The organism is Streptomyces sp., from assembly GCF_035563135.1.
Classification (GTDB): Bacteria; Actinomycetota; Actinomycetes; order Streptomycetales; family Streptomycetaceae; genus Streptomyces.
On sequence record NZ_DATMVN010000177.1, the window covers coordinates 1 to 12700 of the forward strand.

Annotated in this window: 7 protein-coding genes; 4 read left to right on the forward strand and 3 right to left on the reverse strand. The window is 70.9% G+C overall.

Features of this window, described 5'->3' with window-relative positions; genetic code table 11:
- The first annotated feature begins 150 nt into the window (after positions 1-150).
- On the forward strand, positions 151-1059 hold the full coding sequence (locus tag VN520_RS07470; protein WP_325746062.1) for a rhomboid family intramembrane serine protease: 909 nt from the start codon (positions 151-153) through the stop codon (positions 1057-1059).
- A 122-nt stretch (positions 1060-1181) separates the two neighbouring features.
- Positions 1182-2381, forward strand: a complete 1200-nt coding sequence (locus tag VN520_RS07475; protein ID WP_325746063.1) for an SLC13 family permease — start codon at positions 1182-1184, stop codon at positions 2379-2381.
- Positions 2382-2501: 120 nt separating this feature from the next.
- Here VN520_RS07475 and VN520_RS07480 read toward each other — a convergent pair whose 3' ends face one another.
- On the reverse strand, positions 2502-3962 hold the full coding sequence (locus VN520_RS07480; protein WP_325746064.1) for a glutamate synthase subunit beta: 1461 nt from the start codon (positions 3960-3962) through the stop codon (positions 2502-2504).
- A complete protein-coding gene (gltB, locus tag VN520_RS07485) occupies positions 3955-8514 on the reverse strand; it encodes a glutamate synthase large subunit (protein WP_325746065.1) in 4560 nt (1519 codons plus the stop codon). The genes VN520_RS07480 and gltB overlap by 8 nt, the downstream gene beginning before the upstream one ends.
- 537 nt (positions 8515-9051) lie before the next feature.
- On the opposite strand from gltB, the gene VN520_RS07490 reads away from it, so the two are divergent.
- Entirely contained in the window at positions 9052-11190 is a 2139-nt protein-coding gene (locus VN520_RS07490; protein ID WP_325746066.1) for a VCBS repeat-containing protein, read from the forward strand.
- 120 nt (positions 11191-11310) lie between these two features.
- Here the strand turns inward: VN520_RS07490 and VN520_RS07495 are convergent, their stop codons facing one another.
- Positions 11311-12042 (reverse strand): VIT1/CCC1 transporter family protein, encoded by a 732-nt coding sequence (locus VN520_RS07495; protein WP_325746067.1) that lies wholly within the window; start codon positions 12040-12042, stop codon positions 11311-11313.
- Positions 12043-12291: 249 nt separating this feature from the next.
- Between VN520_RS07495 and VN520_RS07500 the strand changes: the two genes are divergently transcribed.
- Positions 12292-12700 (forward strand): ADP-ribosylglycohydrolase family protein (locus VN520_RS07500; protein WP_325746068.1); only part of this gene is annotated, 409 nt, incomplete at its 3' end.

Sequence of the window (12700 nt, forward strand, 5' to 3'; positions counted from 1 at the left end):
CCTGGCGCGGGCTCCTGCCCGGCGGCCGCGGGGGCTGCGGGCGTATCGCGCCCCGGTACCCAGGTGCGCCGCTGTGCGCCGGCGTTCGCTATCTTGAGCGCCGCCGCCCCCGGCGGCCCTCCTCCCCGTCGACGAACGAAGGAGCCGGCCATGGAGGCCGCCACCACGTGTTACCGCCACCCGTCGTACGAGACGTATGTGCGCTGCACGCGCTGCGACCGGTACATCTGTCCCGACTGCATGCGTGAGGCGTCCGTCGGGCATCACTGCGTGGAGTGCGTGCGGGAGGGGCGGCGTTCGGTCCGTCAGGCCCGCTCGCTGTTCGGCGGCGCGGTGCCGGGTGCTGCGGCTCCGGTCGTGACGTATGTCCTGATGGCGCTGAACGTCGCCGCGTACGTCGTCGAGGTGGTGCGGTCCGGGACGGTGGACCGTTTCGGGATGCTGGGGGCGGTGCTGGTCGATCCGTCGGGCGGGCAGTACTACTACAAGGGCGAGACCTATCCCGGCTTCGAGCTGGCGGGGGTGGCCGACGGGGAGTGGTACCGGCTGCTGACGGGCGCCTTCCTGCATCTGCCGCCCGACGCGTCGTTCGGTGTGATGCACCTGCTCTTCAACATGCTCGCGCTGTGGAACCTCGGCCGGATCGTCGAGGAGCAGCTCGGCCGGGCGCGGTATCTGGCGCTGTATCTGCTGTCCGCGGTGGGCGGTTCGGTGCTGGTGTACCTGGTGTCGCCGGAGACGACCGCGGTGGGTGCCTCGGGTGCGGTCTTCGGCCTGGCGGCGTCCTTCTACGTCATCAGCCGGCGCCTGGGCCGGGACATGCGGGCGGTCAACCGCTTCATGGCGGGGTTCTTGGTGTGGATGGTCCTCTCCGCCGCGTTCACCTCGTGGGAGGGGCACCTCGGCGGTCTGGTGACGGGTGGTCTGGTGACCTACGGGCTCGCGTACGCGCCGGCGAGGCTGCGGACGTCGGCGGCGCAGCTGGCGGGCGGGGTGGTACTGGTCCTGCTGCTGGCCGCGGTGGTCGCCGTGCGGACGGCCGCGCTGACCGGAGCCTGACGGTGAGCTCGCCGGCCCCGGATCCTGGGTCCGCTTCCTGGGATCATCGCCCCATGGTGAGGGATACGGCGGCGGGGCGGCCGGAGGGCGGGAGTCCGGAGGGCAGGGGGCCCGGTCCAGGGATGCGCCGCAGCGTCCGGCGGCTGCATCCGCTCGACTGGCTCGCCGGGGTCCTGCTGGCCCTGGGGCTGCTCGCAGTGGCGACCGGGCTGCTGCCCTCGGGTCCGGCCGCGGACGAGATGCGCCGTGTCGGGCCGCTGGTGGTGTTCCTGGGCACCGTGATCGTGATGGCCGAACTGACGGGCCGGGCGCAGGTCTTCGACGTGGTGGCGGCGTGGGTGGCGCGGGCGGGGCGGGGGCGTTACCCGCTGCTCTTCGGGCTGTGCGTGCTGTTCGCCTCGCTCACCACGATCACGCTGAACCTCGACACCACGGCGGTGCTGCTCACCCCGGTCATGCTGGCGCTGGCCACCCGGCTGGGGATCTCGGCGGTGCCGTTGGCGATGACGACGGTGTGGCTGGCCAACACGGCGAGTCTGCTGCTGCCGGTCTCCAACCTGACGAACCTGCTGGCGGCGGACCGGGTGGCGCTCTCGCCGTCGGGTCTCGCCGCGGTGATGTGGCTGCCGCAGCTCGCGTCGGTCACCGTGACGGCGGTGTGCCTGTGGGTCTTCTACTGGCGGCGTGGCCGCCGCGGCGAGGGGCAGGACCGCTACACCCCGCCGGAGGCGCCGGTGGCCGAGGACCCCGTCCTGCTGCGGATCTGCTCGGTGGCCTGTGCGGGCTTCCTGCTGGCGATCCTGGTGGCGGACGTTCCGCTCTGGTCGGCGTCGCTGGCCGCGATGGTGGTCGTCGTGGCGGCGTTCGCCGTACGGCGCAGGCAGGAGCTGCGGCTGTCGCTGGTGCCGTGGCGGCTGCTGGTGCTGGTCCCGGGGATGTTCCTGGTGGTGGAGACGGTCGGCGCACACGGCCTGCACGGGCTGCTGGAGTCCGCGCTCGGCTCGGACGACGGCTTCGCGGGGATGCTCCGGTCGGCGGCGGTGGGCGCGGGGCTGTCGAACGTCCTGAACAACCTGCCGGCCTATCTGGCGGGCGAGGCGGCCGTCCCGGTGGGCAACCACGAGCAGTTGCTGGCCCTGCTGATCGGCGTCAATGCGGGGCCGCTGGTCACTCCGTGGGCGTCGCTGGCGACGCTGCTGTGGTTCGAGCGGTGCCGCTGGCACGGGACCCGGATCGGCATGGGCCGGTTCCTCGGGACCGGTCTGGTGCTGTCGGTGACGGGCACCCTGGCCGCCGTGTCGGCACTGGCGCTGGCCGGCTGAGCCGTCCTGGTCCGGTGCTCCCGCGGACGCGCCGCGGCGCCCGCCCTTGTCCGGTCGGGGACGGGGCAGGCGCCGCGTTCAGTTCCGTACGCCGTTGTACGGGACGTCTGTGTGCCGTGATCAGACCGTCAGGGAACGGTCCGTCGGGCGGATCGGGGCGTGCAGGGCACTGGTCCCGGTCAGGAAGCGGTCCACGCCGCGCGCGGCGGAGCGGCCCTCCGCGATGGCCCAGACGATGAGGGACTGGCCGCGGCCGGCGTCGCCGGCGACGTAGACGCCCTCGACGTTGGTCGCGTAGTTCTCGTCGCGGGCGACGTTGCCGCGCTCGTCGAGCTCCAGGCCGAACTGCTGGACGAGGCCGTTGGCCTGGTCGGTTCCGGTGAAGCCCATGGCCAGGGTGACGAGCTGGGCCGGGATGACGCGTTCGGTGCCGGCCTTCTGCTCCAGCTTGCCGTCCTTGAACTCCACCTCGATGAGGTGGAGCGACTGGACGTTGCCGTCCTCGTCGCCCTCGAAGTGGGTGGTGGAGACGGAGTACAGCCGCTCGCCGCCCTCCTCGTGCGCGGAGGTGACCTTGTAGAGCATCGGGAAGGTGGGCCAGGGCTGGTTGGCGTTACGCTCCGCGCCCGGCTGCGGCATGATCTCCAGCTGGGTGACGGAGGCCGCGCCCTGCCGGTGGGCGGTGCCGACGCAGTCGGCTCCGGTGTCGCCGCCGCCGATGACGACGACGTGCTTGCCCTCGGCGGTGATCGGGGAGACCGTCAGGTCGCCCTCCTGCACCTTGTTGGCGAGCGGGAGGTACTCCATCGCGAAGTGCACGCCCTTGAGCTCGCGGCCCGGGACGGGCAGGTCGCGGGAGACGGTGGCACCGGCCGCGATGACGACGGCGTCGTAGCGGCGGCGGAGCTTGGCGGCGTCGATGTCCTTGCCGATCTCCACCTCCGTGCGGAACTTGGTGCCCTCCGCGCGCATCTGCTCGATGCGGCGGTTGATGTGCGACTTCTCCATCTTGAACTCGGGGATGCCGTAGCGGAGGAGTCCTCCGATGCGGTCCGCGCGCTCGAAGACGGCGACGGTGTGGCCGGCGCGGGTCAGCTGCTGGGCCGCGGCGAGGCCCGCCGGGCCCGAGCCGATGACGGCGACGGTCTTGCCGGAGAGGCGCTCGGGCGGCTGCGGGGTGACGTCGCCGTTGTCCCAGGCCTTGTCGATGATGCTGACTTCGACGTTCTTGATGGTGACGGGCGGCTGGTTGATGCCGAGGACGCACGCCGACTCGCAGGGAGCGGGGCACAGGCGGCCCGTGAACTCCGGGAAGTTGTTCGTGGCGTGCAGCCGCTCGGACGCCGCCGACCAGTCCTCGCGGTAGGCGTAGTCGTTCCACTCGGGGATGAGGTTTCCGAGCGGGCAGCCGTTGTGGCAGAACGGGATGCCGCAGTCCATGCAGCGGCCGGCCTGCTTGCTGATGATCGGGAGCAGTGATCCCGGGACGTAGACCTCGTTCCAGTCCTTGACGCGCTCGCCGACGGGACGGGTCCGGGCGACTTCGCGTCCGGTGGTCAGGAAGCCCTTGGGGTCAGCCATTGGTCGCCGCCTCCATCATCTTCTCGGTGGTCTCCTGCTCGGAGAGACCGGCGAGCTCAGCGGCGTCCTTGGCGGCGAGCACTGCCTTGTAGGTGGACGGGATGATCTTGCTGAAGCGGGTGACCGCGGTGTCCCAGTCGGCCAGCAGCTTCTCGGCGACCGTGGATCCGGTCTCCTCCTGGTGGCGGCGCACGACGTCGTGCAGCCACTGCTTGTCGGTGTCGTCCAGGAGCTCGACGGCGCCGACGTTGCCGGTGTTGACGTTGTCGAGGTCGAGGTCGATGACGTAGGCGACGCCGCCCGACATGCCCGCGGCGAAGTTGCGCCCGGTCTCACCGAGGACGACGGCGTGACCGCCGGTCATGTACTCGCAGCCGTGGTCGCCCACGCCTTCCGAGACGACCGTGGCGCCGGAGTTGCGGACGCAGAAGCGCTCGCCGGTCCGGCCGCGGAGGAACAGCTCGCCGCCGGTCGCACCGTAGCCGATGGTGTTGCCGGCGATGGTGGAGTATTCGGCGAGGTGGTCGGCGCCGCGGTCCGGGCGGACGATGACACGGCCGCCGGAGAGGCCCTTGCCGACGTAGTCGTTGGCGTCGCCCTCCAGGCGCAGCGTCACACCGCGCGGGACGAACGCGCCGAAGGACTGGCCGGCGGACCCGGTGAAGGTGATGTCGATGGTGTCGTCGGGCAGGCCCGCACCGCCGAACTTCTTGGTCACCTCGTGGCCGAGCATGGTGCCGACGGTGCGGTTGATGTTGCGGATCGCGATCTGTGCCCGGACCGGCTGGGCGGCCTCGGCGCTGTCGGCGCCGAGGGCGTCGGCGGCGAGCTTGATCAGCTCGTTGTCGAGGGCCTTGGCCAGTCCGTGGTCCTGCTCGGCGATCTGGTGGCGCACCGCGCCCTCGGGGAGCTCGGGCACGTGGAAGAGGGGCGCGAGGTCGAGGCCCTGTGCCTTCCAGTGGGTGACGGCCCGCTCGGTGTCGAGGAACTCGGCGTGGCCGACGGCCTCCTCGATCGTGCGGAAGCCGAGCCCGGCGAGGATCTCGCGGACCTCTTCGGCGATGAACTCGAAGAAGTTGACGATGTATTCGGCCTTGCCGGAGAACCGGTCGCGCAGGACGGGGTTCTGGGTGGCGATGCCGACCGGGCAGGTGTCGAGGTGGCAGACGCGCATCATGACGCAGCCGGAGACAACGAGCGGCGCGGTCGCAAAACCGAACTCCTCGGCGCCCAGCAGCGCGGCGATGACGACGTCGCGGCCGGTCTTGAGCTGGCCGTCGGTCTGGACGACGATGCGGTCGCGCAGGCCGTTGAGCAGCAGGGTCTGCTGGGTCTCGGCGAGGCCGAGCTCCCAGGGGCCGCCCGCGTGCTTGAGGGAGGTGAGCGGCGAGGCGCCCGTGCCGCCGTCGTGGCCGGAGATGAGGACGACGTCGGCGTGGGCCTTGGAGACGCCCGCGGCGACCGTTCCGACACCGACCTCGGAGACCAGCTTCACATGGATGCGGGCCGCCGGGTTGGCGTTCTTGAGGTCGTGGATCAGCTGAGCCAGGTCCTCGATGGAGTAGATGTCGTGGTGCGGCGGGGGCGAGATCAGGCCGACGCCCGGGGTGGAGTGCCGGGTCCTGGCGACCCAGGGGTAGACCTTGTGGCCGGGCAGCTGGCCGCCCTCGCCGGGCTTGGCGCCCTGCGCCATCTTGATCTGGATGTCGTCCGCGTTGACCAGGTACTCGCTGGTGACACCGAAGCGGCCGGAGGCGACCTGCTTGATGGACGAGCGGCGCGCCGGGTCGTAGAGGCGCTCGGCGTCCTCGCCGCCCTCACCGGTGTTGGACTTGCCGCCCAGCCGGTTCATGGCGACGGCGAGCGTCTCGTGCGCCTCCTGGGAGATGGAGCCGTACGACATGGCGCCGGTGGAGAAGCGCTTGACGATCTCGGCTGCGGGCTCGACCTCGTCGATGGAGATCGGCTCGCGGTCCGACCTGAAGCCGAACAGGCCGCGCAGCGTCATCAGGCGCTCGGACTGCTCGTCGACCCGGCCGGTGTACTTCTTGAAGATGTCGTACCGGCGGTTACGGGTGGCGTGCTGGAGGCGGAAGACCGTCTCCGGGTCGAACAGGTGCGGCTCGCCCTCGCGGCGCCACTGGTACTCGCCGCCGATCTCCAGCGCGCGGTGCGAGGCCGCGATGCCGGAGGCGGGGTACGCCTTGGTGTGCCGGGCGGCGACCTCCTTGGCGATGACGTCGAGTCCGGCGCCGCCGATCTTGGTGGCGGTGCCGTTGAAGTACTGGGCGACGAAGGCCTCGTCGAGGCCGACGGCCTCGAAGACCTGGGCGCCGCGGTAGGAGGCGACGGTCGAGATGCCCATCTTGGACATGACCTTCAGGACGCCCTTGCCGAGGGCGTAGATCAGGTTGCGGATGGCCAGCTCGGGCTCGATGCCCTCGATGAACGTACCGGCGCGCACGAGGTCCTCGACGGACTCCATGGCGAGGTACGGGTTGACGGCGGCGGCGCCGTAACCGATCAGGAGCGCGACGTGGTGGACCTCGCGGACGTCGCCGGCCTCGACCAGCAGGCCCACCTGGGTGCGCTGCTTGGTGCGGATGAGGTGGTGGTGGACGGCCGAGGTGAGCAGCAGCGAGGGGATCGGCGCGTGCTCGGCGTCGGAGTGCCGGTCGGACAGGACGATGAGGCGGGCGCCGTCCTCTATGGCGGTGTCGACCTCGGTGGTGATCTGCTCGATCCGGGCGGCGAGGGCCTCGCCGCCGCCGCTGACGCGGTAGAGGCCGGAGAGGGTCGCGGCCTTCATTCCCGGCATGTCGCCGTCGGCGTTGATGTGTATGAGCTTGGCCAGCTCGTCGTTGTCGATCACCGGGAAGGGCAGCGTGACGGCGCGGCAGGCGGCTGCGGTCGGCTCCAGGATGTTGCCCTGGGGGCCGAGCGTGGAGCGCAGCGAGGTGACGAGCTCCTCACGGATGGCGTCCAGCGGCGGGTTGGTGACCTGGGCGAAGAGCTGGGTGAAGTAGTCGAAGAGCAGCCGGGGGCGCTCGGAGAGCGCGGCGATCGGCGAGTCGGTGCCCATGGAGCCGAGGGGTTCGCCGGCGGTGCGGGCCATCGGGGCGAGGATGACGCGGAGCTCTTCCTCGGTGTAGCCGAAGGTCTGCTGGCGGCGGGTGACCGAGGCGTGGGTGTGGACGATGTGCTCGCGCTCGGGGAGGTCCTCCAGCTCGATCTCGCCGGTTTCCAGCCACTCCTGGTACGGGTTCTCGGCGGCCAGGGACGCCTTGATCTCGTCGTCCTCGATGATGCGGTGCTCGGCGGTGTCGACGAGGAACATCCTGCCGGGCTGGAGGCGGCCCTTGCGGACGACCTTGGCCGGGTCGATGTCCAGGACGCCGACCTCGGAGGAGAGGACGACGAGGCCGTCGTCGGTGACCCAGTAGCGGCCGGGGCGCAGGCCGTTGCGGTCGAGGACCGCGCCGACCTGGGTGCCGTCGGTGAAGGTGACGCAGGCCGGGCCGTCCCAGGGCTCCATCATCGTGGAGTGGTACTGGTAGAAGGCGCGGCGGGCCGGGTCCATGGACGCGTGGTTCTCCCACGCCTCGGGGACCATCATCAGCACCGAGTGCGGCAGCGAGCGTCCGCCGAGGTGGAGCAGTTCCAGGACCTCGTCGAAGGAGGCGGAGTCGGAGGCGTCCGGGGTGCAGACCGGGAAGATCCGGTCCAGCTTCTCGGCCCCGAAGAGGTCGGAGACGAGCTGCGACTCACGGGCCCGCATCCAGTTGCGGTTGCCCTTGACCGTGTTGATCTCGCCGTTGTGCGCGACGAAGCGGTACGGGTGGGCGAGCGGCCAGCTCGGGAAGGTGTTGGTGGAGAAGCGCGAGTGGACCAGTGCGACCGTGGTGGCGAAGCGGCGGTCGGAGAGGTCGGGGAAGAACGGCTCCAGCTGCCCGGTGGTGAGCATGCCCTTGTAGACGATCGTGCGTGCGGAGAGCGAGGGGAAGTACACCCCGGCCTCACGCTCGGCGCGCTTGCGCAGGACGAACGCCTTGCGGTCCAGGACGATGCCGGTGCTCTCGCCGTCGGCGACGACCAGCTGGCGGAATTCGGGCATCGTGGCGCGGGCGCCGTTGCCGAGGATGTCCGGCGTGACCGGGACCTGGCGCCAGCCGAGGACGTCGAGGCCCTCTTCGGCGGCGATCTTCTCGATCTGCTTGACGGAGTCGGTGGACCCGTCCGCGGGCAGGAAGGCGATGCCGACGGCGTAGGAGCCGGCCTCGGGGAGCTCGAACGCGGCCTCTTCGCGGAGGAAGGCGTCGGGAACCTGGAGGAGAATGCCGGCGCCGTCACCCGAGTCGGGCTCGGATCCTGTGGCGCCGCGGTGTTCGAGGTTGCGCAACACGGTCAGCGCCTGCTCGACCAGCTCATGGCTGGCCACACCGGTCAGAGTGGCCACGAACCCGACACCACAGGCGTCGTGCTCGTTACGGGGGTCGTACATCCCCTGCTGGACAGGGCGACCGTCCATGGGCGACCAGGCGTCGGAACGCATCGGCTCTCCCGTCGTCGTCGTGGCATGTGCTGTGCCGAGGGACGACGCTGGCCCTCTGCGAAATTTCGTGCAGGTTACATGATGGGACGCTTCTCAAAAAGCGGAAAGAGTGTTCCAACATGCGGACACCACGGAGTCGTGGCGACGGGGGTCACGAGCGGACGATCCAGGATTCGTCGTCCGGAGACCGCAGAGAGCAGGCGTCGTTGCCTGCGGTGTCTACGGCTCTTTCCCAGCGGTCACAGAATTGAAACCGCCGAGTAATGGCTACTTATGTGTAGCGCTGTATAGCGTCTCACTTTAAGGCCGCTCCCCCCGATCCGCCCAGAGGCGTGCGTCACGACGTACGTCACACCGGAGGCGCGCCCGCAGGCCGCGGTGAGGGCCTGCCCCCTCCCGGCGGGAGGGTGGCGCGTGATGCACCGAGGCACCCGCACGCCTGCGTCCACATGCGAACGCGAGGGGCTAAACCGCTGGTGAGGCGCGGTTTCCCCTGTTAGCTTCAGTGTCGTTTGACATACGACTGGGGGGATACACATGCGCAGAACCAAGATCATCGGCATCGCTCTTGTACCTACGCTGACGATGGCGCCGGCGCTCGGTCTCGTCGGCGCGGGCGCCACCACGGCGCTCGTCATGGCGGCTCCGGCGGCGTCGGCGGCCGAACGGACGTGGGAGGCGCCCTCCGCGTTGACCGGCACGAACAGTGCGAACACCAGCCCGGGTGTGAAGGTCACCCCGGACGGCACCGCCGTCACGGTGTGGACCCGTGGCACCGCGGACGGCCCGCAGGAACTGTGGGGTGCGACCCGGTCGGCCGACGCCACCGCGTGGAACGCCCCGGTGCGGATCGTCGCCGATCAGCAGCATCTGTCCGACGTGCACCTGGTCGCCGGTGAGGACGGTTCGGCCACGGTCTCCTGGGACCGCTTCACGACGGAGCGCTTCGACTCGCACAGCACCTCGACACTCCTGCCCGGCGCCGGTGCGTGGACGGCACCCGCACCGATCACGGCAGCGCCTTTCGCGAATGACCTCAAACTGCTGAGCGGGCCCGGCAGCCGGCTCACCGCCGTCTGGGACGGCGACCCGACCCCCGGGGAGGACGAGACCGACGTGGGGGTGTACGCCTCCGATCTGGCGGCACCGGGGGCCGCCTGGTCCGATGCGGTCCACGTCGGCGGGGGGAGCGTGTACGAGCTGGACGCGTCGGTGGCGGGCGACGGCGCGGTGACCGTGGCCTGGCAGGCCGACTTCGGGACGGAAGCCCTGCGGGTGTCGACCCGAGCGGCGGGCTCGGCCGGCTGGAGTGCCCCCGGGATCATCAGGACCAGCGGCTCGTCGACATTGGATCTCGACGTACAGACGAGTGCCGACGGTGCGGCCATGGTCACCTGGTCGGAGATCAGCCTCACCCGCCCATTCGTCTACCGCCCGGCCGGCAGCACGACGTGGGGCAGGACCGAATACCTCCCCGCCGACCCGGACAGGGGCTCCACCTCACCACCGCAGCTGGAACCCGACGGCCGGGTGACGGCGCTGTGGAAGAGCGACATCGCCCTCATCCGGGCGGCGACCCGCGCGGTGGACGGCACATGGTCACAGCCCCGCACGGTGGCGGAGAAGTCCATGTTCCACTTCTGGGGCCCGAACATCGGCCACGACGGCTCGCTCGCGGTCATGTGGACGACACTCGAAGGTGAGCTGTGGGCGCTGGTGCGCTCCGGCGGCACCTGGGGTGAACCTGTGTACGTGGGCGAGGCCGACCTCCACGCACAGGGCTCCGTCGCCACCGGCGCGGACGGCCGTGCCGTCGCCGTATGGAACGAACAGCTCGGGCTGACGCCTGACTATCACTCGATCGAGCAGGTCTGGACGACGGCGACGGGGGCCGCGAAGCCGGCCGCCCCGCCGACGCGCCGGGACTACGTCGGTGACGACGGCTTCCCGGACCTGTACGCGCGCGGGACGAACGGCTCGCTGCTCGTGTACCAGGGCAACGCGTCCGGAAGGGTGTCGGCGACGGCCGACGGCGGGACCTGGCCCACGACGTCCACGCTCATACCCTTCGGAGACCTCAACGGGGACGGAGCGAACGACACCCTGGTCAAGAACGGATCGGGCGATCTCCACCGGTACACCCCGCAGCGGGGCAGCGTCGTGACACCCGGGTCCCCGTCGGTGCGGGTCGGCAGCGGCTGGGCGGCCTTCGACGGCCTGACCTACTCCGGCGACTTCACCTCGGACGGGCTGCCCGACCTGGTGGCCCGCGAGACCGCGACCGGTGACCTGCACCTGTTCACGGGTACCGGCAGCGGCGTCCTCACCTCCGCCGGCAGGATCGGCACCAGCTGGAAGTCCCTCACCATCGTCGGCGCGGGGGACCTCAACGGCGACAAGCACGCCGACATCGTCGCCCGCACCACCAACGGCGACCTGTACCGCTACTACGGCACCGGCAAGGGCACCATCTCCTCCGGCACCAGGATCGGCACCGGCTGGGGCGGCATGGCCGACTTCGTCGGCATCGGCGACCTCACGGGCGACGGCAAGGACGACATCCTCGGCCGCACCACGACCGGTGACCTGTACCGCTACGCCGGCAACGGCACCGGCGGCATCGGCTCCGGCGTCAAGATCGGCACCGGCTGGAAGAGCTTCGCCAGCGTGCGGTAGCGGCTGCGCGGAAGGAAGCGGCGAAGGCAGGTCCCGTGCCGGGGCCTGCCTTCGCCGTACACCGGCGGGACCCTGTCACGGGAGCTGTCCGCGGCTCCCGCCGCAGTCACTGCCGCCCCTCTAGCCGACGGCCACGCCGAACAGCGAGCCCAGCCCGTACGTGATCGCCGCGGCGGCGCCGCCCAGCACGAGCTGGCGCAGTCCGCTGAACCACCAGGTGCGCGCCGTCACCCTGGCGACCACCGCGCCGCAGCCGAACAGGCCGGCCAGGGCGAGCAGCACGGCGGGCCACAGCTGGCCGGCGCCGAGCAGGTAGGGCAGGACGGGCAGCAGGGCGCCCAGGGCGAAGGCGCCGAAGGAGGACACGGCGGCGACGAGCGGCGAGGGCAGATCGCCCGGGTCGATGCCCAGCTCCTCGCGGGCGTGTATCTCGAGAGCCTGCTCCGGGTCCCTGGACAGCTGCCGCGCGACCTCCCGGGCGAGCGCGGGCTCGACGCCCCGGGACTCGTAGAGCGCGGCGAGCTCCCGCATCTCGTCCTTGGGGTGCTTGCGCAGCTCGCGCCGCTCGACGGCGAGCTCGGCCTCGACGAGTTCGCGCTGCGAGGCGACGGAGGTGTACTCCCCCGCGGCCATCGAGAACGCTCCGGCGGCCAGCCCGGCCAGTCCGGTGATGACGATGGTCTGCTGGGAGACCGCCCCTCCGGCGACGCCCGTCATCAGGGCGAGGTTGGAGACGAGACCGTCCATGGCGCCGAACACCGCGGGCCGCAGCCAGCCGCCGTTGACGTCACGGTGGGTGTGGTTGTCCCGGTGGGCCTCGTGCAGTACGGCGTCGGTCTCGATGATGGACACAGCTCTCCCCTTTTCCGGGAGCGGACCCGTGGTTCCTCTCCCGCTCCGCACCGTCGAAACTACGCACGAAAAAGGCCTCCCGCCAGCAAGGAAGGCCGAACTTACCTGCCACGACGGCCTCACCCAGGTGGCCTATTTGTACGAAATGCGCGCCTCCCTTCGACACGATCGGGGAAACCTCGTACATCCGAGCGTTCCGGGTCCTCCGGGTCTTCCGGATGAGAGCGAAGGGTCGGCACGATGGAGCTCATGGCGGACGGTCCGGGGACGGGCACAGGCGACAGGGCCAGGGGGGCGCTGCTCGGGCTCGCGGTGGGGGATGCGCTGGGAGCACCGGCCGAGAACATGCGCCCCTCGGAGATCCGCCGCCGCTGGGGCCGTATCGAGGGCTTCGTCAGCGACGATCCGGCCGGGACGGACGACACCGAGTACGCGATCTTCTCCGGGCTCCTGCTGGCCAGACACGGCTCGGCTCTCACCGTCGCACACGTCGAGCGGGCCTGGCACCACTGGATCGCCGATCTGGACGAGGGCCCGTTCCGGGGCGCGGGGTTCAGCGAGCGCGGGACGCTGGAGAATCTGCGGCGCGGTCTCGCCGCCCCGATCTCGGCCCAGCACCGGCACGCCTGGAGCGACGGCCTCGCGATGCGGGCGGCGC